The organism is Bdellovibrio sp. MYbb2, assembly GCF_056175685.1.
In genome coordinates this window covers 288,785-312,436 of sequence record NZ_JBJKJI010000003.1, presented here as the reverse complement: position 1 = coordinate 312,436, position 23,652 = coordinate 288,785, and the positions used below count along the sequence as shown (strand labels likewise).

The 23,652-nt window shown below is 50.4% G+C and carries 18 protein-coding genes and 1 tRNA gene; 13 read left to right on the top strand and 6 right to left on the bottom strand.

Annotation, left to right across the window (positions count from 1 at the left end):
* The 10 genes from AC04MQ_RS15440 (at position 1) to AC04MQ_RS15395 (ending at position 15,802) form a co-directional block, all read left to right on the top strand.
* The gene (locus AC04MQ_RS15440; protein ID WP_011164531.1) at positions 1-2,241 is read left to right on the top strand and encodes a monovalent cation:proton antiporter family protein; all 2,241 of its coding nucleotides are present in this window, start codon (positions 1-3) and stop codon (positions 2,239-2,241) included.
* A 58-nt stretch (positions 2,242-2,299) separates the two neighbouring features.
* Complete coding sequence (locus AC04MQ_RS15435) at positions 2,300-3,469, top strand: patatin-like phospholipase family protein (RefSeq protein WP_041583543.1); 1,170 nt, start codon at positions 2,300-2,302, stop codon at positions 3,467-3,469.
* Positions 3,470-3,488: 19 nt separating this feature from the next.
* Positions 3,489-3,998 carry a gamma carbonic anhydrase family protein gene (locus AC04MQ_RS15430; protein WP_011164529.1) on the top strand — a complete coding sequence of 170 codons (510 nt, stop codon included), beginning with the start codon at positions 3,489-3,491 and terminating at the stop codon, positions 3,996-3,998.
* A 77-nt stretch (positions 3,999-4,075) separates the two neighbouring features.
* A complete protein-coding gene (gene guaB, locus AC04MQ_RS15425; RefSeq protein ID WP_011164528.1) occupies positions 4,076-5,539 on the top strand; it encodes an IMP dehydrogenase in 1,464 nt (487 codons plus the stop codon).
* A gap of 2 nt (positions 5,540-5,541) precedes the next feature.
* Entirely contained in the window at positions 5,542-7,062 is a 1,521-nt protein-coding gene (gene guaA / locus AC04MQ_RS15420; RefSeq protein ID WP_475392506.1) for a glutamine-hydrolyzing GMP synthase, read from the top strand.
* 147 nt (positions 7,063-7,209) lie between these two features.
* Positions 7,210-8,178: a hypothetical protein gene (locus AC04MQ_RS15415; RefSeq protein ID WP_475392505.1), complete on the top strand. Its 969-nt coding sequence runs from the start codon at positions 7,210-7,212 to the stop codon at positions 8,176-8,178.
* Positions 8,179-8,250: 72 nt separating this feature from the next.
* Positions 8,251-11,790, top strand: a complete 3,540-nt coding sequence (gene dnaE / locus AC04MQ_RS15410; protein ID WP_475392504.1) for a DNA polymerase III subunit alpha — start codon at positions 8,251-8,253, stop codon at positions 11,788-11,790.
* A 2-nt stretch (positions 11,791-11,792) separates the two neighbouring features.
* Positions 11,793-12,965 carry a hypothetical protein gene (locus AC04MQ_RS15405; RefSeq protein ID WP_475392503.1) on the top strand — a complete coding sequence of 391 codons (1,173 nt, stop codon included), beginning with the start codon at positions 11,793-11,795 and terminating at the stop codon, positions 12,963-12,965.
* Positions 12,966-12,978: 13 nt separating this feature from the next.
* Complete coding sequence (locus tag AC04MQ_RS15400; RefSeq protein WP_475392502.1) at positions 12,979-13,908, top strand: hypothetical protein; 930 nt, start codon at positions 12,979-12,981, stop codon at positions 13,906-13,908.
* Positions 13,909-14,137: 229 nt separating this feature from the next.
* The gene (locus AC04MQ_RS15395) at positions 14,138-15,802 is read left to right on the top strand and encodes a substrate-binding domain-containing protein (RefSeq protein WP_475392501.1); all 1,665 of its coding nucleotides are present in this window, start codon (positions 14,138-14,140) and stop codon (positions 15,800-15,802) included.
* On the opposite strand, the gene AC04MQ_RS15390 is transcribed toward AC04MQ_RS15395, so the two are convergent.
* The 4 genes from AC04MQ_RS15390 to AC04MQ_RS15375 all read right to left on the bottom strand — a co-directional run bounded on the left by AC04MQ_RS15390 (position 15,799) and on the right by AC04MQ_RS15375 (position 19,966).
* Entirely contained in the window at positions 15,799-16,809 is a 1,011-nt protein-coding gene (locus tag AC04MQ_RS15390) for an LLM class flavin-dependent oxidoreductase (RefSeq protein ID WP_475392500.1), read from the bottom strand. The two genes, AC04MQ_RS15395 and AC04MQ_RS15390, sit on opposite strands and share 4 nt — an antisense overlap.
* A gap of 105 nt (positions 16,810-16,914) precedes the next feature.
* Positions 16,915-17,313 (bottom strand): hypothetical protein, encoded by a 399-nt coding sequence (locus AC04MQ_RS15385; RefSeq protein ID WP_038449303.1) that lies wholly within the window; start codon positions 17,311-17,313, stop codon positions 16,915-16,917.
* A complete protein-coding gene (locus AC04MQ_RS15380) occupies positions 17,313-19,211 on the bottom strand; it encodes a lipoprotein N-acyltransferase Lnb domain-containing protein (RefSeq protein WP_475392499.1) in 1,899 nt (632 codons plus the stop codon). Before AC04MQ_RS15380 ends, AC04MQ_RS15385 begins: the two co-directional genes overlap by 1 nt.
* A gap of 200 nt (positions 19,212-19,411) precedes the next feature.
* Positions 19,412-19,966: a TetR/AcrR family transcriptional regulator gene (locus tag AC04MQ_RS15375; RefSeq protein WP_011164518.1), complete on the bottom strand. Its 555-nt coding sequence runs from the start codon at positions 19,964-19,966 to the stop codon at positions 19,412-19,414.
* A 125-nt stretch (positions 19,967-20,091) separates the two neighbouring features.
* Here AC04MQ_RS15375 and AC04MQ_RS15370 point away from each other — a divergent pair, with 125 nt between their 5' ends.
* Positions 20,092-21,375 (top strand): acetyl-CoA C-acetyltransferase, encoded by a 1,284-nt coding sequence (locus AC04MQ_RS15370; protein ID WP_475392498.1) that lies wholly within the window; start codon positions 20,092-20,094, stop codon positions 21,373-21,375.
* Positions 21,376-21,499: 124 nt separating this feature from the next.
* Positions 21,500-21,895, top strand: a complete 396-nt coding sequence (locus AC04MQ_RS15365) for a hypothetical protein (RefSeq protein WP_080701375.1) — start codon at positions 21,500-21,502, stop codon at positions 21,893-21,895.
* A 2-nt stretch (positions 21,896-21,897) separates the two neighbouring features.
* On the opposite strand, the gene AC04MQ_RS15360 is transcribed toward AC04MQ_RS15365, so the two are convergent.
* Complete coding sequence (locus AC04MQ_RS15360; protein WP_231839119.1) at positions 21,898-22,698, bottom strand: M48 family metallopeptidase; 801 nt, start codon at positions 22,696-22,698, stop codon at positions 21,898-21,900.
* 115 nt (positions 22,699-22,813) lie between these two features.
* Positions 22,814-22,889, bottom strand: a tRNA-Val gene (locus AC04MQ_RS15355).
* A gap of 131 nt (positions 22,890-23,020) precedes the next feature.
* Here AC04MQ_RS15355 and AC04MQ_RS15350 point away from each other — a divergent pair.
* A complete protein-coding gene (locus tag AC04MQ_RS15350; protein ID WP_038451872.1) occupies positions 23,021-23,632 on the top strand; it encodes a glutathione S-transferase family protein in 612 nt (203 codons plus the stop codon).
* Positions 23,633-23,652 lie beyond the last annotated feature (20 nt).

Below are 23,652 nucleotides of genomic sequence, written 5' to 3'. Positions count from 1 at the left end.
ATGCATCATCTGCCTCATTTGATTACGGATCTTGGTTTTATTCTTATGATCGCAGCGCTTTCCACGCTGCTTTTCAAAAAACTTGGTCAGCCTCAGGTGCTGGGGTATCTGATTGCAGGTTTTTTAGTCAGTCCGCACGTCCCATTTTTACCCACTGTCACTGACAAGGTCAGCATTCAGGTCTGGTCTGAGATCGGTGTGATCTTTCTGCTTTTCAGTCTGGGTTTGGAATTCAGTTTCAAAAAGCTTTTTAAAGTTGGCGGGTCGGCAAGTTTTACCGCGGTCTTTGAAGTCGTATTCATGGTGGCTCTCGGATATCTGGTGGGGCACTTGCTGGGCTGGAACAATATCGACAGTTTGTTCTTTGGCGGGATTCTTTCTGTTTCCTCCACCACGATCATTGTGCGGGCCTTCCAGGAACTGGGGATGAAGGGTAAAAAGTTCGTTGAACTTGTTTTCGGAATCCTGGTGGTTGAGGACATCGTCGCCATTTTGCTTTTGGTTCTGCTGACGGCGATCGCCAGCTCAGACACGTTCTCAACCGCAGAGCTGGCATTTTCGGGCCTTCGTTTGTTGTTCTTTATTGCCCTTTGGTTTGTTGTCGGGATTTTCCTGATTCCGATTTTTCTGCGCAAGATCCGCAGTCTTCTGGAAGACGAGACCCTGCTGCTGGTGTCCATCGGTTTGTGTTTTATGATGGTCATGATCGCAGCGGGTGTGGGGTTTTCCCCGGCCCTGGGGGCTTTCGTGATGGGATCTTTGCTGGCTGAGACCCCGGAGGGTCACCAGATGGAGCATGTGCTTCAGCCGGTGAAAAATCTTTTTGCCGCGATCTTCTTTGTCTCTGTGGGGATGATGATTGATCCGAAGGTCATTATTGAACGCTGGGACCTGGTGATTCTGGTGACCCTGGTGACTATCGTTGGAAAGTTTGTGAGCACCTTCCTGGGGGCGGTTTTGTCGGGGCAGGGCCGCAAGCAGGCCTTCCAGTCGGGGATGAGTCTCGCGCAAATCGGAGAGTTTTCGTTCATCATCGCGGCCCTGGGGGTCAGTCTGAAAGTCACCAGTGACTTCCTGTATCCGCTGGCTATTGCGGTGTCTGCTGTGACGACCTTTACAACTCCATACCTGATAAAAGTGGCGGACCCTTTTTATCGTTGGGTCGAGGCAAGGCTTCCAGAGGGTGTGAAGCGCAATCTGGATCAGTACCATGCGTCCTTTAGTCAGGCCGGGGAACAGAAAGCCGGAACTCTTATAATGAAAACTTACGGGATGAAAATCCTGTTGAACACTGTGATGGTGATCGCCATTATGGCGGCTTTCAAAGCGGTTGTGAATCTGGAGATTCAAAAGTATCTGCAGGAAAGTCCATGGGCTGGTGGAATTTCCATGTTTATCTGTCTGCTGATCTCAGCGCCCTTTATCTGGGGGATCGTGATGAGTGGTCCGTCCTTGCGTGCCCAGCGCGAACTTGAAGAGCTGCAAAAACTGCGCGGACTTCAGGCGGGACTTTTTGTCGGACGCCTGGCGCTGGCAGTGATTTTGTTGGGGGTTTTGGTCAGTCAGTTTGCGACTTTGAAAGTCGCTTCCGGTGTGATTGTGGCTGTTATTGGGGTTGCGGCTTTGGCTGGTCAGTTGTGGGTTCAGCGGCTGTATCAGTTTATAGAAAAGAATTTCCAGAAAAACCTTACAGAAAAAGAGCGCAAAGAACTGGTCAGCAGTTCTGTCGCAAAAAACTTCCTGCCATGGGAAACTACGCTGGGGAACTACGACATTGCGGCGGAATCGTCGCTGGTGGGCCGGACTTTGCGGGATCTGTCGTTCAAGGAAAACTATGGGGTCACGGTGGCGGCGGTCTTCCGGGGTGCCAAACGCTATTTTGCCCCGGATGGGGAGTTCGTATTGTGGCCTCATGACAAACTGATTTGTTTCGGAAGTGAAGAAGAACTGCAAAGTTTCCATACCTTCCTGGAAGGAGAAAAGGCCGCGCAGGTGCTTGAGCCGGAGATGACCACTCGCCAGGATGATTATCGTCTTTCCTCTTTTGTTGTGTTGGATGATTCAAAGTTCAAAGATAAAACGATCCGTGAAAGCGGTATCCGTGAATCCTATCATGGCATGGTCGTGGGAATCGAGCGTGGACCGCAGCGTATTTTGGGTCCGCGGGCCAGTTTCACTTTGCGGGAGAACGACCTTGTCTGGGTTGTTTCTGATAAAAAGCAAAGTCAGGTGACAGTTTAATCGCACTGCTTTACCTCTTCGTTGGCTAAAGCTAGCATGAACACTCGGGAGGGTGTTTATGCCAACTCTGGGTCTTGTGCTTTCCGGGGGTGGCGCCCGCGGGGCCTATCAAGCCGGTGTGCTTGCGGCGATCGCCCATATTTGCTCCCGTCAAAGGCTGGACGATCCTTTTCAAGTGTATTCCGGAGTCAGTGCTGGTGCCATCAATGTGGCTCTGCTGGCCGGGAATCCATCGTCGTTTATTGAAAGCAGCAACAATCTGGTGAATCTGTGGTCGAAGATCGACAGTGACAATGTTTTTTATGCGGATTTGATGGCGCTATCCCGGGGTGGACTGCAATGGATGACGGAGTTTTCCCTTGGGGGGAGCAAAAAGGATTCAGGACTTCGTTCGCTATTGTCCACGCACCCGCTGCATAACTTTATCCTGGGTAAATGTCAGTTCGGTGAGATTCAGAAAAAAATCAACAGTGGGGTTTTGCGGGCGGTTTCGGTGTCAGCGCTTGATTATGACTCGGTTTCAACTGTCAGTTTTTTTCAAGGTCTTCCCGAGTTGAAAACCTGGGAGCGGGGTATGCATCGCAGTGAAAAGGTGGAGCTGTCGGTTGAACATATCATGGCTTCTTCCGCGATCCCCATGCTGTTTCCACCGGTAAAAATTCAGGACCGCTACTATGGTGACGGCTGCATCCGCAATCAGTCACCTTGTGGCCCGGCGATTTATCTGGGAGCCAGTCGATTGCTGGCCATTGGAGTTCGTCGCAGGCAGGACACGTTCTACAGTTATCATCACGCCAGTGGCGGAGAAATGCCCACCGTGGCCCGGGTAGCGAATGTGCTGATGAACGCGGTGATGATGGATGGGCTGGAAGCAGACATTCAGCGCATTCAGCAGATCAATGAAGGGTTGCGGGGACTTTCCAGCGAGGAGCGCCGTCGATCGAGCTGGCATGAGCTGGAGGCGTTGTGGATTTCCCCGTCGGTCGATTTTTCCGAATTGGCGAAAAAGAAGGGCAATGAGCTTCCCCGCATCATCCGTTATCTGTTACGGGGGCCAGGGTCGTTGGATGAATCAGCAGAGATGCTCAGTTACCTGATGTTCACGCCCACTTATTGTCGTCAGTTGATTGATATCGGTTTTTCAGATGGGATGAAAGAAAAGGAAAAAATTGCCGATTTTTTTGCGCGCGCCAACGAAGAGGTTGATTCTTTAGGGGCGAAACTTTAGCTTAGTGCAGAGGTGTTCTATGAGCAACAGGTTAGTGAATGCACGCGGCATGTCTCCGGTGATTGGTGAAAAAGTATTTGTGGCGGACAACGCCCGCATTATCAGCAATGTGGAAATTGGCGACGGCTCATCAATCTGGTACAATGTTGTGATTCGCGGTGACGTGATGCCGATTCGAATTGGCAAAGAGGTCAATGTTCAGGATGGTTCCGTCATTCATGGAACCTATGAAAAATGGGGAACAACGCTCCATGACCGCGTGACTATTGGGCATTTGGTGATGCTGCATGGCTGTGAGATTGGTCGCGGCACTCTGGTCGGTATGGGTTCTATTATCATGGATGGCTGCAAAGTCGGCGAGCATTGTTTGATTGGTGCAGGAACCCTGATCACTGAAGGAACTGAAATTCCACCACGCAGTCTGGTTGTTGGGCGCCCGGGCAAGGTCAAGCGGGCGCTGACGGATGAAGAGGTGGCATTGCTTGAAAAGTCCGCTGACAACTATCTTCTCTACAAGACCTGGTACTAAATAATCGCCCTTGTTTTGCTTGAACTCAAAGGGATTTCCGCTCAGAATAACAAAAACCTGCCTCTAGGAGCTTTGTTATGGATCGTGAAGTCCCTTACGCACTGACGTTTGACGATATTCTTCTTCTTCCCCAATACTCTGAAATCACTCCCACGGATGTTGTACCTCGTTCTGTATTTGCCCGTGGTAAATATCTGAACACGCCGATCATTTCCGCGGCGATGGACACGGTGACTGAAAACCGCGTTGCGCGGGTCATGGCTCAACATGGTGGTTTGGGGATCATTCATAAAAATATGGATATCGACAAACAGGCCCTGGAAGTTGAAAAGGTAAAAAAATATGAAAGCGGCATGATCATGGATCCCATCACTCTGGGGCCGGATCATCTGGTGGAAGAAGCTGTGGCCCTGATGGAAAAATATTCCATCAGCGGTGTTCCAGTCACAGTCAATGGTGAGCTGGTCGGAATTCTGACCAATCGCGATCTGCGCTTTGAGGAAAACTTCAATCAGCCGATTCGCAATCTGATGACCAAAGAAAATCTGGTCACTGCGAAAATGGGCACAACTTTGGATGAAGCAAAAAAGATTCTGCAAAAACACCGCATTGAAAAGCTGCCGGTGGTGGATTCCAAAGGCAAACTAAAAGGTCTGATCACGATCAAGGATATTGAAAAGGCTAAAAATTATCCTCAAGCCACCAAGGACGAACATGGTCGTCTGTTTGTCGGGGCTGCGGTGGGCGTGGGGCCTGATTCCCGTGACCGCGTGGAGGCGTTGGTGGCGGCGGATGTCGACGTTCTTTGTGTCGACACAGCCCATGGTCACTCTAAAAACGTGATCGAAATGGTAAAGTATATTTCCCAGAAACATAAAGATGTGATTGTTGTGGCTGGAAACGTCGTGACGGCTGATGGCACGCAAGCCTTGCTGGACGCCGGTGCTGAAGTTGTCAAAGTTGGTGTGGGACCTGGAAGTATTTGCACCACGCGTGTGGTGGCCGGTGTCGGGATGCCGCAGATTTCTGCGGTGATGGAATGTGCGAAGGTTGCGCGTTCCCGCGGTAAAACAATTATTGCTGACGGCGGTATCAAATTCTCTGGCGACATCACCAAGGCGCTGGCTTTGGGTGCAAATTCCGTGATGATCGGAAACCTGCTGGCGGGGGCTGAAGAATCACCGGGCGAAACAATCTTGTTCCAGGGTCGTACATACAAAGTCTATCGCGGGATGGGCAGTCTGGGGGCGATGTCCAAAGGTTCCAAAGACCGTTATGGCCAAATGGACGTCGAAGAAAATGACAAGCTTGTTCCAGAGGGCATCGAAGGCAAGGTCGCTTACAAAGGATCTGCTTCCGGAGTCATTCATCAATTGATCGGTGGCTTGAAATCCGGAATGGGTTATGTCGGCGCCCGCAATATAGATGAGCTGCAGAGCAAGGCGAAGTTCGTGCAGATTTCTGCCATGGGTCTTCGTGAATCCCACGTGCATGATGTCAGCATCACCAAAGAAGCACCTAACTATCGAATTGAGTCATAATTATGCGTGGTTTTGTCATTCTTGATTTTGGTTCCCAGTTCACACAATTGATTGCCCGTCGTCTGCGCGAGATGGGTTTTTATTCAGAAATTCATTCCTTCGAATATCCCACGGAAGAAATCCGTAAGAAAAATCCTTACGGCATCATCTTAAGCGGCGGTCCGAATTCAGTTTATGAAGCCGGTTCACCGCAAAGAAATGTGGCTGAACTTCGTAACATAAGTCCTGTGATGGGCGTTTGTTATGGAATGCAGCTTTTGACTCACCAGTTAGGCGGCAAGGTGACTCGCGCTGAACACCGTGAGTATGGTCTGAATTATGTAACATGGTCCAGTCCGGTCCAGGGTGTTCCTGAAAGACAAAAAGTTTGGATGAGTCACGGCGACGTGGTTGAAAAAGCCCCCGAGGGTTTTAAAATCATCGCAAATTCCGACGGCCATCATCCCGCAGCCATGCAGGGTCCCGGCGTTTTGGCGGTGCAGTTCCATCCCGAGGTGGCGCACACCGATCACGGAATGGATCTGTTGAAATATTTCGCGCAAGGCATGTGTAAAGCTCCGGCGGACTGGGATGCTCCTCACATCAAGGATATTTTGATCAAGGAAGCGCAAGACAAAGTCGGACCTACGGATCATGTTCTGGTGGGTTTAAGTGGCGGCGTTGATTCCACGGTGGTGGCGACTCTGCTGACCAAGGCTTTGGGTGCTGAGCGTGTTCACTGCGTGTTTGTTGATAACGGTCTTTTGCGTAAAAACGAGTACGAAGGAGTGCTTGAGTCTTATCATCGCATTGGGCTGAATGTGCGCGGTGTGGATGCTTCTGAAGAGTTTCTTTCAGCCCTTCAAGGAAAGTCTGATCCTGAAGACAAGCGTAAAACCATCGGACGTGTGTTTATTGAAGTCTTTGATAAAAGCTATGATCACAAACTTCCGATCAAATGGCTGGCGCAAGGAACACTTTATCCGGATGTGATTGAAAGTGTGTCGTCAGTGGGCGGCAGTGTGACCATCAAGTCGCACCACAATGTGGGTGGTCTGCCGGAAAAAATGAAATTGGGTCTGGTGGAGCCAGTTCGCGAATTGTTCAAAGATGAAGTGCGCGCTCTGGGGGCACAGCTTGGACTTCCAAAAGAAATGCTGTGGCGTCATCCGTTCCCGGGGCCGGGCTTGGCAATTCGTGTGTTGGGTGAAGTGACGAAAGAAAAACTGCAAATTCTTAAAGAAGCAGATGATGTTTATATTTCAGAACTTCGCCGCCGCGGCCTTTACGAAAAAATCTGGCAGGCGTTCTGTGTTTTGCTTCCGGTAAAAACCGTGGGCGTGCAGGGGGACTCCAGAACTTACGATCACGTTCTGGCCTTGCGTGCAGTCACCTCCAGTGACGGCATGACCGCAGACTGGTATCCTTTCGAATTCCAGTTCCTGCGTGAGGTCTCCAATCTGATCACTAACAAAGTCAAAGGCGTCAACCGCGTCGTCTACGACGTCACCAGCAAACCCCCCGGCACCATCGAGTGGGAATAACCAAAAGGTACCTGCTTACTTTTTCCGAAGCGCTGTGCTAGATGCGCTGCTTCGGAAAAAGTAAGCAGGTACCTTTTTTACCTTTTTTGTTTGTCATGATTTTTGTGTAACTCCTGATTGGGGATTGGTTTTGTTAGCCTTCTTTGGATGAAAACAAAACACATCCATAAAATTTCCAAGGGTATTACTTTACTTATTGTTCTTTCCTGTATGGCGGCGCTCGCGGCGGCGGGGCAGATTCTTTATGAAAGCTCGGGCATCTCCAGTTTTAAATTGAAGCAGGCCGAAGACGGCAGTCGTGTGATTCAGCGCACTTCTCAAGACTATCAGACTTATCGCTCTTATTCGGAAGTGGATGGGGATCAGCTGTATCTGATTGGCAGCGCAAAAAACACCGAGGAATATTTGAATGCGGAAGGTATTTCCGGAAGCATTTCCTGGAGTGTTCGTAAAGGCGAGCGTCTGGAGCGGGTTTTGTGGGGTAAAACAGAAGCGGCCACCGAGTTGAATGTGCATGATAGTTATCCTGTGCTGGTTTCAGGCTTGGGAGGTTGTTGTGCCGAGATGACGGGGTATCGGTTGTTCAATCTTGAAGATGGACGCCTGCTGATGTCCTTCAATGATTTCAAGTATCGCCAGAAAGTGACTCAGCCCTTTTCTTTGGAGGTTCCTAACTCGGATCTGGCCATTCGTTACATCGGTTTGCTTTCTCAAGACAGCACCCGCGATCGTGACTTTGTGGCGCCAGCTCCTGGGAAAAGTGCGGTTTTGTTGATCAAGTACGCCAACGAAATGCTTCGTCAAAAGTTGCAGGTGGACATGGAAGTGGCTGATGGGTATGCGGCCAGTGTTTTGGATGTAAAACTTGAAAAAGACCCGGCAGCTCCGAACAGTGATAAAATCGAATTCCGCGACGATCAGGCGACACTTTGGAATATCGATGGGGCGACCCATCCGGCGCAGGTTTCTGGAGTTATTCTCACAGTCACGATTGATGCAGGTCTGGGCTCAAAAACCATCAAAATTCCCGTTAAAAACGACAGATTGGATCTGGGGTCTGCTCAAATTCCGGGCGGAGTTTCCATTCAACCTTTGGTGCAACTTGGGGTCTTTTAACGCGCCGAGAGAAGTGTGACCTAAACACCCCCTTTTATTGAAACAAAAAGGGGGCTAAGATATGAAATTGTCATGTCTTTTGTTCATCTACACGTCCACTCAGAATATTCCCTTTTGGAAGCCGCATGCCGGGTTAAAGCCATTGCCAAAAAAGCAGCGGCCATGCAGATGCCCGCGGTGGCCCTTACTGACAACGGCAACATGTTCGGTGCTGTTGAATTTTTCTTTGCCTGTAAGGATAACAACGTAAAACCAATTCTGGGTTTGGATGCGTACATCGCGCCAGGATCTCGTCTTGAAAAAAAGCAGGACCGTGATCAGGTCAACACCGGACCACGCCGTCTGGTGTTGCTGGCGCAAAACAACGATGGCTATCGCAATCTGTGTAAACTTTCTTCCATCGGTTACCAAGAGGGCTTTTACTGGAAGCCTCGTATCGATTACGAAGTCATTCAGCAGTATAACGAAAATCTGATCTGTCTGACGGGCGGCTTGCGCGGTGAAGTTGCAGAGTCCTTCCTGCGTGAAGGGCCGGATGCGGCTTTGGCGAAAATCCGTCAGCTGAAAGAAATCTTCAACGACCGCCTGTATCTGGAGATGTGCCGAACAGGTGTTGCCGAGTGGGATCGCCTGAATCCATTCCTGCTGGAAGCTTCCAAGATCACCGGAGTTCCTGTTGTGGCGTCCAATGATGTGCACTACATGACTCAGGATGACCAGATGGCTCAGGAAGTTCTGATCTGTATCGGGTCGAATAAAACTTTGAGCGATGAATCCCGTTTCCGTCTGGGCACGGATGAATTTTATCTAAAAAAACCAGAGCAGATGCAGGAGCTGTTTGCGGATGTGCCTGAGGCCATCTCCAACACACTTCAGATCATGGAACGTTGTGATGTGAAGTTCAAACTGAAAGATGATCAGGGTAAACCGATCTATCACCTGCCGACATTCCCGACAGATGATGGTTTGTCTTTGAAAGAAGACATCGCCCGCAAAGCCAAAGCTGGATTGCTGGTGCGCTTTGAAGAAGCTGCCGCACGTGGCGAGATGGTGCCGGAAGACAAGATTCCAGAATACGACAAGCGCCTGGAATACGAGTTGGGCATTATCGATCGCATGGGCTTTAACGGTTACTTCCTGATCGTCCAGGACTTCATCAACTGGGCAAAGGTGAATGACATTCCGGTGGGTCCGGGGCGGGGTTCCGGTGCCGGTTCCCTGGTCGCTTATGTTCTGCGAATCACGGATTTGGATCCACTTCCTAACTTCCTGTTGTTTGAGCGTTTCCTGAATCCAGAGCGTATTTCCATGCCCGATTTCGATATCGACTTCTGTCAGGATCGTCGTCAGGAAGTGATTCAGTATGTAACCCGCAAGTATGGTCAGGAATCCGTTTCTCAGATCATCACCTATGGAAAGCTCCAGGCCCGTGCCGCCATCAAGGACGTGGGGCGTGTATTGGGTATGACATTCCCTGAAGTCGATGCGGTAACAAAACTTATTCCAGACAAGCTCGGTATCAATCTGAAAGAGTCCATGGAAATGGAACCTCGTATTGGCGAGATGATGGAGATGAATCCAACAGTGAACACACTGATGGATCTGGCGCAGCGGGTGGAGGGGATGGTTCGCCATGCTGGTATCCACGCCGCCGGGGTCATCATCGCCGACGGACAGCTGGTTCGTCATGCTCCGCTCTATAAGGGTGCTGACGGCGAGCAGGTTGTTCAGTACGACATGAAGCACGCCGAAAAAATCGGCCTGATCAAGTTTGACTTCCTGGGTCTGAAGACCCTGACCCATATCAATCACGCTTTGAAGCTGATTTTGAAAAACCGTGGCAAAAAAATCCAGTCACAGATGATTCCAATGACGGATGCGGCGACCTTCGAAATGATGTCCCGCGGGGATACCGCCGGGGTGTTCCAGTTTGAAGGTGAGGGCATCACCGATGCCACCCGTAAAATCCGTCCTTCTTCGTTTGCCGATGTTACTGCGATCACGTCGTTGTACCGACCGGGTCCAATGGCGAACATTCCGGACTTTACCGATCGTAAACACGGTAAGGCGCCGGTGGAATACCTTTTGGAAGACACCCGTGAAGTTCTGTCCGAGACCTACGGGATCATGGTCTATCAGGAACAGGTTATGGGTATCGCCTCGCGCATTGCCGGATACTCTCTGGGTGAAGCGGATATGCTTCGTCGTGCGATGGGTAAGAAGATCAAAGAGGAGATGGATCAGCACCGCGAACGCTTCATGAAAGGGGCGATTGAACGCGGGCATGATAAACAACGTTCATCAGATCTGTTTGATCTGATGTACAAGTTCGCCGATTACGGTTTCAATAAATCCCACGCCGCTGCGTACTCGGTCGTCACCATTCAGACGGCCTGGCTGAAATGTCATTACCCGGCGGAATTCTTCGCCGCTCTTCTCAGTACCGAGCTTTCGGATACTGAAAAGATCGTAAAATACTCCAAGGATGCCACCAAGCGTGGTCTGACCGTGCGTTCGCCAAGCGTGAACTTCTCGGATTATCTGTTTGATGTTCATGGCGATGAAATTTACTTCGGCCTGGGGGCGATCAAGGGCGTGGGGCAGAATGCGGTCGAGGCCATCATTGAGGCCCGCAATAATCTGCCCGAGAAAAAATTCAACTCTTTGGATGAATTCTTTAATTCCATCGACACCCGTCGTGTGAATAAAAAAGTGATCGAGTGTCTGATCAAAGCTGGCGCCTTTGATGGTTTCGGCCCGCACCGTGCACAGCTGGTGGGTGGTTATCAGAAGTATCTGGATCGCGCCATCGGTCTGCAAAAAGACCGCGAAATGGGTCAGTCTTCATTGTTTGATCTGGGACCTTCGACGGAAACCAAAGTGACTTTGGAGGAAGTGAAGCCCTGGGCGCGAACAGCCTCTTTGACTTACGAAAAAGAAGTTCTGGGTTTTTACCTGAGTGATCACCCGTTGAAGGGTTTTGACACGCTTTCTGAGCTGTGGACGACGTGCAAGGTGATTGACCTGCCAGCACAGATGCCAGCTCCGGGCAGTCCGGAAGCTGAAGCCCTGAAGGCTGCTAAAAAAGACTGGAAAAACCGTGATGCGGGTAAAAAACGTGTCGTGGTTGCGGGGCTTATTACGGAGCTTCGCGAGCTGATCACGAAAAAAGGAACTCGCATGGCGTTCGGCAAGGTCGAGGACCTGACAGGCAACTGCGAGTTGGTGATCTTCCCGGATTCTTATGCGCGTTTTGAAGCGCAACTTCGCGATGAAAGGCCTGTCCTGGTCGGGGGTGGTCTGGAAGTGGAGGATGGTTCGGCCAAGATCATGGTTGATACTGTTTCTCCATTGGAAGATATCCTTAAAAAAACCAAGCGAATGGTACTAAGATTGGATAAGATTAATCCTGATGATTACCCACGCCTGCAGTCTTTGATGAAGGACTATCCGGGGACCACCTCGGTCAGTCTTGAAATCGAGCTGGGTGAGCTGAACCGCCGTGTCCTGATGGAGATGGAAGAGGCTCAGGGTATCAGTGTGAATAATGAATTCTTTGAAGGCGTTCATTCCCTGTTTGGAAGAACGGACTTTATCGAGTTGAGGAGCTAGGAATGCGTTTAGTAAGTGTGGTTGCAGCAGCATTGATGAGCATCGTAAGTGGCACCGCCCTGGCCCAGCAGGCAGAACTGGTGGATCGCACCTATTCCGGTGTATCCAAAGAAACCAACCCGCAGGTGGCAAAAAGAGTCATTCAGGATGAAGCGGCTCAAAAAGTCTCTGAAGAAATCATTCAGGAGCTGATCGGTAACGACCGCTTTCTGAAAAACAAAACCCTGATTCAGAATAAAATCATCCGCAATTCTGCGCGCTACATTCCATTTACGAAGCCGTCGGCGCTGACTCAAAGCGCGGATGAATTCAAAATGTCGGTGGCGATGAAAGTGTCTTTGAAGGATCTGAAACAGATGCTTCAGGACAGTTCCCTTTTGAATGAAAACGAAGCGGTGCCGGTGGTGCTTCCGCTGGTCAGCTGGCAGGACCGTGTTGAAGGTCGCAGCTATCGCTGGTGGTTGCCGTTGGATAAAAATCCGCAAGGCTTCCTGGTGAAGGAAGGCCGTCTGCTGGAAGAAGCCCTGCGTGGAGCTTTCCAGAAGAATAATTTCTATCTGATCAAGCCGATCGAAGCGGGTTTGGCGGCCAGTGTTCCGGCGGACTTCCAGAATGAAAAAGTCGGTGGCGAGGACGCTCAGTTCTTTGCGCAGTACTTTAACGCTCCAGTGGTGGTTGACGGCCAAGTGAATCTGACCAAAGGGGAGCGCAACAACTTCCGTATTGAAATCAAGCTGACAGCTTTGCAGGTCAGCAACGGCCGCGCCATTGCCGATGTGTCCCGTCGTTTTGATACGGATTCTGGTTCTTTCGAAAATGCGATTGATAAAAAATTGCGTGAGGTTCTGGAAGGCACAGCCAATGATCTGGCAGTGCAGGTGATGGATGCATGGCAAAGAGGTTCTGTCGGGACTTCCGTGATCCGTCTGACCATTCAGGGCCGTCAGCCGCTGCCGGTTCTTGAGGGTGTGAAAGAAAAAATCCGCTCGCAATTGACTCAGGTGAAAAACATCCGTGAGCGTCTGGTCAGTGCTGACAGCGTCAGCTTTGAGGTTGACACGTCGGTGCCGGCTTCGGAGCTGGTGGGTAAACTTGAAACTTTGGATATGGACGGGAAAAGGCTTTCCCGCGTGTCTGATGGGCAAAATGAGATCGTTTTGAAGTGGGCTCAGTAGGAAAGGACTCCTGGTGAAAAAGTTATTCTGTCTGGCAATTGTTTTCTGTGTGACTGCGTGTGCAACTTTGGATCGCAGTGCAAATCCAACCACCCGCCGGGAAATCAAAGATGTGAACTATGAAGCACGCAAGGATGATTCTGCTCCTCGCAAGCGCATGATGGTTCTGCCGTTCCTGGATGCTGGGGATAAGCGCCCGCAGGAACTGCGTGATCAGGCTCGTGCGGCCTTTATTGCTGACTTGAATCGCACAGGCGAGGTCATCGCTCTGGACAGCCGCGAATTGAAAGTGGATCTGGCCAAGATGGTTGAAAATGGTCAGTACAAACTGGCGGAAGTTGCCAAGGCCGCTCAGGCCCTGGGTGTGAATACTGTTCTTGAGGGCAAGATCATCGACATTCGTATCAAACGCAAAGCTGACAACGTGGGCGTGGTTCGTCATTTGACCACAGCATTTGAAGTTGTGGCGCAGGTGCGTGTCGTAACGGGCCGTGCGGGTCGAGAGGTGTTTAATACGGTAAAAACTGTCACCGTGGAAGAGCAAGGTGTGCGTGTCGCGGAACGTGTTGAAACAGACAAATTCCTGGCAAACAATCCGGATATGATCACAGTTTTGGTAAAAGATGCATTCCTTGATTTTACTCCGCAGGTGTTGGCGTCTTTGGATAAAGTCACTTGGGAAGGACGCATTGCTGCGATCAATGGCGACAGAATTTATCTGAATGTCGGCAGAGTTTCGGGTCTGCAAGTGGGAGATCTTTTGAAAGTCACTGAAGACGGTGACGATGTGTATGACCCTGAAAGCGGGGGGCATATCGGTCGTGTTCCGGGCAGATTGAAAGGAACACTCGAGGTCATCAGTTACTTCGGTAACGATGGATCCATTGCCGTCATACATTCCGGCTCTGGATTCAGAGAGAATGATCGCATTGAGTTGTATTAACGTCCCGGATATTTGCGGAACATCATGGTTCCGCTTCTTGTTGTAAACAGAACTTGTTTTCTTTCATTAACAGGTCGCAATTCTAAATTGCCTGTTTGGAGCCCATAACAGCATCAGATATACTCGCTGTGTGGGCACAAATACGTTTTGTTTTTTTATCAGCGCATTTCTTTTCTCTTTTTCTTCACACGCTTCAACAACGTGGAATGTTCCTGCATTATACTGGAGCATGAAGATCGAAGGCCAGGTGGCCATGCGAAAAGGCTTTGAAGAAGAGATCGAAAAATTCAACAAATCAAATTCTGATAAAATTAAAGTGATTCCTTATGTGGCTGGTGAAGGTCGTAAAGGTATTTTGAATCAGACGACCCAGCTGGATGACGCCCTTAAAAAAACTCCGAATGTGATTGTGATTCAGCCGACCGACAACTCGGCTTTGGCGCGCGGTCTGCAAGAGGCCAATACCAAGGGTATCCCGGTCATTGCGTACGATCAGTATATCGTGAACGGGAACCTGGCGTCGTTTTTAACCAGCGACAACTATCAGGGTGGTCGTGACAATGGCGACTATATCGAAAAGACTTTTGAAAAGGGCACCACAATCCGTATTGTGGTCTTTGAATACCCGCAGGTGTCTTCCACGATGGATCGCGTGGATGGGTTCTTCGATTCTCTTCGTGAACACAGTCGCAACTTCAAAGTTCTGAAGCGTTATCAGGCCGTGGATCCGGCATCGGGCGAAGTGGCAGTAAAACAGTTCCTGAAAGACTTTCCGGAAAAAGGCAGCGTGGATCTGATTCTGACCGTGAATGACGGGGGTGGCATCACGATCGTGAAAAGCCTTTGGGAGAAAAAACGCACCGAGATTCGTCATGCCACTTTCGACGGTGATCCGGAGTCGGTTGAAAATATCAAAAACAAAAGACTGACAATCATCGATTCCGCCCAGTTCTGTGCGGAGCTAGGGCGCGAGACGGCGCGAAACCTGATTGCGTATCTTAAGAAAGAAAAAGTCCCAACCAAGAAACTGGTTCCAACTTTTCCGGTGACGGCTCAGTCGGTGAAGGACTATCCGGGGTGGATGGGACGTCCTTCTTCCAAGTACGTGACGGTGACGCCGGAAAAAACTCCCGTTCGCGTGAAGTCTGCACCTATATCAGCGTCTTCTTCCAATCGCGTGATTGTGAAGATCGGCGTGGCGCCTCTGTGCCCTTATCTTTGCGAAAAAGGCCCGGGTGTCTGGGGTGGATACATTTATGACATTCTGAAAGGTATCGCTCAAGAACATGGATTTATCCTGCAGATGGAAAGTATCGCCAACACCCGATTGGTATCAAACCTTCTGTCGCGCAAGGTGAATTACATCATCGTTCCTTCCTATATGGTTCGGTATCTGCCGAACATCCGGATCGTGGGTCCTGACCTGGGCATGAGCTATCTGGGCGCTCTGGTGCCTTTGAATTACAAAGATTCCCTGATCGACAGTGAATCCATTTCCACTAAAAAAATCGTTTATGCCGATGTGGGCAGCGAAGGCAGTGCGGAAGTGTTTTCCACTTCTGGTGGATCCCGCGTGATCAAGCTGACAGGTTCGGATGTGGCAGATCGTATGATCAAGATGATCAACGACCGTCGCGTGGATCTGGCGCTGGGTGATTACAATCTGCTGAGCTATTCTATGGGTCGCAAAGTGGGTGTGAACCTGAAACTGGTGCCGACTTCATTGACTGGCTTTAGTTCTTTGGTTCTTGTCAGTGTACCGAAAGAGCCCGAGTTTGGTTCTGTTCCTCAGCACCTGCAGAACTGGTTCCTGCAGGCACGTCAGAGTGGTGAATTGGAAAGTATTTTGAACAAATACAATCTGAAAGACTGGCACCTGATGTCTCAGGATTAGCTTTTCCAGACTTCCGCGGTCAGTTCAAACGAGCGCAGACGATCAGCATGATCGTACATATCAGACAAAATCATCACTTCATCAGCACCGGTGCGCTGGATAAATCTTTCCAGCCCCGCTTTGACTTCGTGTTTGTCGCCGATGATGGCGTTGCTCAATTTACTTAAGACAATTTCTTTTTCACCCGGGCGCCAGATTTGTTCCATGCTGCTTACGGGTGGCAGCAGATTCACGCGCTGATTGCGGATAATTCCCAGAAAACGCAGATACAAGGTGGTCGCCAGACGCTGGGCTTGTTCGCTGGTATCAGCGGCAACGACCTGCAGGCCCACCATCACATAAGGTTTCTTCAGGTATCGGGAGGCCTGGAATCCGGAGCGGTAAATATGGATCGCTTCTTCCACTTGTTCCGGCGCAAAGTGCCCGGCAAAGGAATAGGGAAGTCCCATGACTGCCGCCAGTTGAGCACTGTAAAGGCTAGACCCTAACAGCCACACCGGTACTTCGGTTCCCATTGCCGGGATGGCGCGCACACGTTCGTGTCCATGGCTTTTTGCGAAGTATCCGATCAGCTCGCGCACATTTTCCGGGAAGTCGTTTTCAGTTCCCTGCATATCACGCCGTAAAGCGTGCATGGTCAGGCGATCTGTGCCCGGCGCACGTCCCAACCCCAGGTCAATGCGACCCGGGTATAAATGCGCAAGCGTGCCGAACTGTTCGGCGATGACCAGCGGCGCATGATTCGGCAGCATCACGCCGCCAGAGCCCACGCGGATGGTTTTGGTCCCGCCTGCCACATACCCAATCAGCACAGAAGTCGCAGAACTGGCGATACCATCCAGGTTGTGATGTTCGGCCAGCCAATAGCGGTTGTAGCCCCACTTTTCTGTGTGCTGAGCCAGATCCAGAGTGTTGTGAAAAGAGTCCGCGACGGATTTACCGTCGATGATGGGCGCGAGGTCCAGGACAGAGAGTTGAATTTCAGAAAGCTTTTTAGTATCAGACATAGGCACATTATAGTCCTGTCTGCTTCAAACAACAACTCGTATCCGGAATAAAAAAAGGGACTGATAAATCAGTCCCTTTTTCGTGGTCCGAAGTAAAAATCTGTATTACAGGCTTTCAGCTCTTCTCATGACCAAATAAGCCACTTCCTGATCAGAAAGTTCAGCGGAAGCTTCCACTTGCGCACGTGCCAGGAAATCCCGCTCATAGTTCATGGCCTGAGCCAAAGCCGGAGTCGGCTCGCCACCTTCAGCAAGGAAGGTTGCCGCGTCCTGATCGGCGTGCAGATAAACTGCCTGAGAATGGTTGGCTGTGATGTCGCTCAGGAATAGAGCCGATGTGGAAAGCAGCAAGCCCGCCAGGACTCCATCACCGAAATCGCTGTGACCATGATGACCACCGTGGCCACGGCCGTGCTCGGGGCGCGGTCTGTGGTGAGGGCGAGCCATTGCGGATTCCATGCCGATACCCATGATCAACAAAGAGACCAGTACTAGTTTTTTCATTAAAACCTCCTGCGGTTTGTTAGTAGTTCTAGGTTCTGTTTAATTCCAACAAGTTCCTGGTCGATGCCCGGGAACTTTTTCATTACCAATTCTTTGTAAGCGCCACCCCATTTGATGCCATCTTGCAGGCGCAAGTTGACTTCTTCATCAGAAACCACTTCTGCCGCCACAGGCACACCATAACCGCCTTGGGCCAATTTCCAAGGCAGACGGTTTTGTGAAGCCTGATTGATGCCGGCAATCACCTGCACGAATGCGGATTCGCGGTTGTCACCTTGAAGCAGGCGGGCGATCAGTTTTCCCTGCAGACCTTGCTGTACCAGATTGGCGTATTTTTCCAGGATGTAGGCGTTGCCGATATGTTCGAAGGTCTCAAGAGTTTGATAGACTTTGTTGCGCTCAAAGGCTTTGGAATGCTCTGCCCACTCGGGCAAATCACGATAGCCCAGGAAGTACGGGCGCATGTGATTAAAGGCCCTGTCCAGGGATTCTTTCTGGCTTGGGAAAAAGTAGCCTTTGCGTTTGGCGTCCTTTTCGTCATTCAAAAGACTTTCATCCACCAGATTGTGCAATTTCAGATTGCGATACACGCCCAGAGGACTTGCCGCAAACGTATCCTGATACGAATGATTTTTCGGCAAAGCCGAACGCATCAACTGGTCTGTTTCGGATGCGCAGTTGTTGGAAAGGAATTTGTAGTCTCCGGCATAGCTCCAGTAATGTTCCAGGGCGCTTTCCACCAGAATTTTCTTTTCTGTGGCAGATATTTTCAGCGGCAGACTGATCAGATCACGCCATTGACCGCGGGTGTATTCATCAATCACTTCACTCATGGCAAAGGTCATGATCTGGGAAGGATATTTTCCAGTCAGACCGTCCCAGTAATTCACAATCACATCATCAATGTTGGCGCGATAGCTTAACACCACATGGAAAGCCACATCCGCCAGGCACTCGGGTCCCACGGTTTTTCGTGTGGGGGCGCACACCACCAGACGCAGCATCGAATGCCCCCAGCGACTCATCATTTCTTCACCTTTCGAGGCAAAAAGGAAATGCACTTCGTAAACTTTGGCCGGATCGATGTCGATCTTCCATGCGCCGGTGCTGGTGTAAAGATGAGTGACGGAGGCGCAGCTGTCGGCTGTAAAAGGGACAAAACCTGTCAGGCGCTGGAAGTAAGTGTGGAAAGAAGGTTTACGGCATTGATAGCTGGGATCCGTCAAAAACTGGGTGAAGTTGTAAGCAAAGTGTTCGTCCGGCGAATCCAGCTCGTTGATATTTCCCACACGCACAGGCAGTTCGTTTTTGCTTTGAATGCGGTTCCCCTTAAAGTCAGAAAGATTCTTGTAAGACGGGGATCCGGAAACGCGGTAAGAGCTTTTCAGATAGTATTGGCAGATCGGAAACAGATTGCCGTTCTGGCGATCGGTGTCATGCTGAAATTCACAACTGGAGAGCGCGGCCTTGTCGGTGGCATTGTCCCAGTGTTTGTCCGAGCGGTCATACAGGCGGGAAACTTCAAAGATCAATGCACGAGCTGCGATGTTATGAATGCTGTTGTTTCCGCAGGGGGATTTGGATCCGTTCAAGTAAGGCAAAAGTCCTTTGTGCAAATAGATGCGCTTGCGGAATTTCAGAACGCTGCTTTTAACCAGATCTTTATAGTTCACATCCTTGCTGCAAAGATCCCCAGGCAGCGCGCCCATGTCTTTAAAGTCCACTGTCTGCGGCCCCACGAACTTGATCACTTGTGGTGGCAGGCGCATTTCCGTTTTTGAAAGGAATTCCCGGATCAGTGTCGTATTGACCTCGGAGTCGGCGTTCAATGACGCAGCACTCGAGCAGATCGTTGCGAAAAACACTAGGCCCAGAGCTGTAATAGATCTGTATTTCATATGAATACCATTCCTTAAAGTCCACGGAAGTGGGCTGGTCGCACAATGACTCCAAAACACACAAGCAGTGCCCTTAGAGCAAAGGGGGTGCCAAGGGGTGGTAACAAAAGTTTTGTAAATTATGGAATTACTAAGAGGAAATGATAGGTGATTTGCGGAGCAGGGCGTAGAGAGAGAGTCCTACGGACTGCTGAGTTTGCTCAAGCTTTAAGGTTCTGAATCAGTGTCTTTCCCAAAGTCTTGAAGCTTTTCATTTCACCGCGAATGCGCGCCACCTGCAGGCCTCCTTGAATGCTGGCTTGAATCAGATCGGCGGTTTCTTCCACAGGCAGATTTTTTCGGAAAGTTTTTTCCTGAATGCCTTGTTTGAGAGTGCGAACCAGCCAGGCTTTTTGTCCCAGATGAAACTGCAGCAGTTTTTTCTTCATCGGATTTGAAACGCTGCCAAAGTCCGCGCACAAAACGCCTCCGGGACAGATTTTGTGATCGGCCCCGATTTTGACAAACATCTGGATCAGTTGTTCCATTTTTTCTTCTGCAGAGAGATGCTCTCTTTTTACGGCCCAGTCGGCATAAGACTTTTGGTATTCCTCAATCAGGGCCATGCCCAGGTCTTCTTTTGAGGCGAAATAGTAATGCAGACTGGCTTTGCGGATCCCCAGGGCATCGGCGACTGTTTGAAAGCTGAAGCCATTAAAGCCCAGGGTTTGCAGATAATGGCGTCCCAGGTCCAGGGCGCGAGTTCTAGTGTCCATACTCTATTCCTTTTCAGCCCTTGCATTCGGGCTCCAACAGGGATATTATCTACCTATCAGTAGGTAGGTATCAAGCAGAATAACTGCAGGTAACCAGAATAGGTACCAGAACAGGACAGGTAGATATGAGCAACCGTAAAACCATGAGACCCGTCGCCATCCTGGCCGGCTCCAGAACTCCGTTCACAAAATCCTTCACGAATTATTCACGCACCTCCAATCGTGAGTTGATGACAGCCACCGTGCGTGATCTGGTCGACAAGACCCAGCTTCGCGGGGCCCTTCTGGGGGATGTGTCTTTGGGGGCGGTGATGAAAAACGCCTCGGACTGGAGTCTGGCCCGGGAAACGGTTTTGGGGGCAGGACTTGATCCGCACACGCCAGGTTATGACGTACAACGCGCGTGCGGCACGGGTCTTGAGACGGTCGCACAAATTGCTTTGAAGATCGCCTCGGGCCAGATCGAAAGCGGAATCGGTGGCGGGACTGATACCAACAGTGATATCGCCGGTGTTTTACCGCATGAATTTTCCTGGATCATGATGGAAGCACAAAAAGAAAAGACTCTGGGCGGCCGTCTGAAAAAGTTCGCCGAACTAAAACTTCAGTATCTAAAGCCACGTTTCCCGAACGTGCAGGAGCCACGCACTGGCAAGTCCATGGGTGATCACACTGAGATGATGGTGAAAGACTGGATGATCACGCGCGAGGCGCAGGATGAACTGGCGTATCACAGTCATCAGAATGCCGCCAAAGCTTATGCCGAAGGTTTCTATAAAGACTTGGTGTTTGATTTCAAAGGTCTGAAACAGGACATCTTTGTTCGTCCGGACACGACCCTGGAAAAATTGGCAAAGCTGAAGCCGGCCTTTGATTTCAATGGCACCGGCACATTGACCGCGGGAAACAGCACTCCACTGACGGATGGTGCGTCCGCAGTTTTGTTGGGCAGTGAAGAGTTTGCCAAAGAGAAAAACCTTCCCGTGCTGGCCTACTTTGTCGATGCAGATTATGCTGCGGTGGACTTTGTAAAAGGCGAAGGTCTTTTGATGGCGCCGACTCGCGCAGTGGCGAATCTGCTTCGTCGTAACAATCTGACTTTGCAGGATTTTGATTTCTATGAAATTCACGAAGCTTTTGCTGGTCAGGTTCTTTGCACTTTGAAAGCCTGGGAAGACGAAGAATACTGCCGCACGCAACTGGGCTGGAGCAAAGCACTGGGTTCCATTGATCGTTCTAAAATGAACGTCAAAGGCGGAAGTCTGGCTTTGGGACATCCATTTGCGGCAACCGGCGGAAGAATCGTAGCCAGTCTTGCCAAGATGCTGGCGCAAAAAGGTTCCGGCCGTGGCTTGATCTCCATCTGTACCGCGGGTGGTATGGGTGTGGCTGCGATCATTGAAAGATAGTAATTGTTTCTCTTTCGGGCAGGACCTCCCACTGCCCGGACCACCTTTATTAAAATCTCCTAACTCGATCTTTCCGACAGCTTTGTCTATATTCCCTGGCCTTCACACAATGCAGGAGAAATATATGATGAATCTGTCCCTTTTTATTCTGATCAGTTTACTTTCCGCGGCTGCGTTTGCGGACACCACCATGATCTGTCGTATGGGTGATATTGCCGATATGGATATTCGCGTGGAATCCCTTGAGGGGCGGAATGAGCGTCTGACGGTGACGGTTTATTCAATGGACGGCGAAAGCAAAACATCCTACACGAATTCATCATTTGATAATTCTTCTTTAAGTCAGTCTTTGGCAGCAGGGCATTTGGATGCGTTGGTGTCAGTCAGTGATTTACAGGACACTTTCGGTGGCGCTTATCTGGAGGCGGGTCGTCTGGTGATGAAACATAACAAGTCTGAAGATCGTTATGATGTTCAGTTCGCGGCAAAGGATGTGATCTTCACCGCGTCCTGTAGGTAGGATTACTTGATCGCTGCGCCCAGACCGTATTTGCTTGGTGACTGGGCGTAAGCAGCTTCAGCTTCCGGCAGCCAGCTTTTTAGATTGTTCTTACGGGTCTGATCAGACGGGTGCGTGGAAATAAACTCCGGTGGGGCCGCGCCTTGTTTGGCGGCGTTCATGCGATCCCACAGCACTAAAGATTCTTTCGGGTCGTACCCGGCCTTGGCCATATAGATCTGACCTTTTTTATCTGCAGATGTTTCATCCCCGCGGCTGAACTTTCTTTCCAGGAATGTCAGGGCAAAACCTGCCGCGACTCCGCCCAGGGCGCTCCATTTACGGCACTCTTCGGTTTTACACAGCAGCTGTCCACCCACGACGGTGGCGCCCGCAATCAGGATCCCCGCATAACTTTGTTGTTTTGCGCGAATATAACCTTCCATCCCGTGGCGCAAAGTTGCGTGAGCCACTTCATGACCCATCACCGCCGCCAGTGCCCCTTCGGTTTTCAGCACGGGCATGATGCCGGTATAAACCGCCATCTTTCCGCCAGGCATGCACCAGGCGTTGACCTCGGGGCTGTCGATCAAAACGACTTCCCACTGGAAGTTTTCACCAGAGGCCTTGGCGATACGATCGGCCACACGCTGAACCATCGCGGTCCATTCTTTGTTGGTGGAGATTTTGGATTTGGCTTTGATTTCAGCATAGGCCTTCGCGGCTTCGGCGTTGATATCCGACTCGTTCACTTTCGGTGCCAGAGTGGAGCAACTGATAAGCATGGAAGTCATTAGCAGGGCGATAAGTCTCAATGTTTTCATGAAACTAAGATAGCGCAGGAAACTTGCAAAAATCAATCTGCCGCCGCAAAGGCTTTTGTTTGTTGAAACGCTTTGTGATCTGACTTGGATTTGCTTGAAAACAGAAAGGGAAAATTGGTGCGAATAACTGGACTTGAACCAGTGACCTCTTCCATGTCAAGGAAGCGCGCTACCAACTACGCTATATCCGCACGTGTGGTATAAAGAGATAAAAATGTATCCCAAGAAGTGGGGTCCAGCAATCATGGATGCGGGGGGTCAGGGGTCCCGTTTTAAGGAAAGCAGGTTTAAACTGGGGATCTTCCAGCTAAGGAGTTCTTTTATGATCGATTTTTACACCGCTTCCACCCCCAACGGCCGAAAGGTGACCATCATCTTGGAAGAGCTGGGTCTTCCCTATAACCTGCACAAGGTGAACCTGAAAGATCTGGAGCAGAAAAAGCCTGAGTTCCTGGCAATGAACCCCAACGGGAAGATTCCGACAATCATCGACAACAAGGGGCCGGAAGGTAAAACCACGGTTTTTGAAAGTGGTGCTATTCTTTATTATCTGGCTGAAAAACATGGACAGTTTTTGGGCGAGTCTCTGCCGGAAAAGACCCGCACAATGCAATGGGTGATGTTTCAGATGTCGGCCATTGGTCCCATCTTTGGCAATTACTACTATGGGCTGAACACGCTGACTCCACCCAATCCCGGTTTTATTGAGCGTTTTGAAAAAGAGGCGCGCCGCCTGGTGGGAGTTATGGAAATCCAACTTTCCGGGAACAAATATCTGTCCGGCGAGGGGTACACCATTGCCGACATGGTGACCTATCCTTGGGTGGCAGGCTTTATTCACGCCCAGCCGGGCTGGTTTGAAGACAAGCCGGCAGTTAAGCGCTGGGCCGAGCTGGTGGGAGCGCGCCCTGCAGTCCAAAAGGCCATGGCCTAAGGGGCTTTTTTCACGCAACT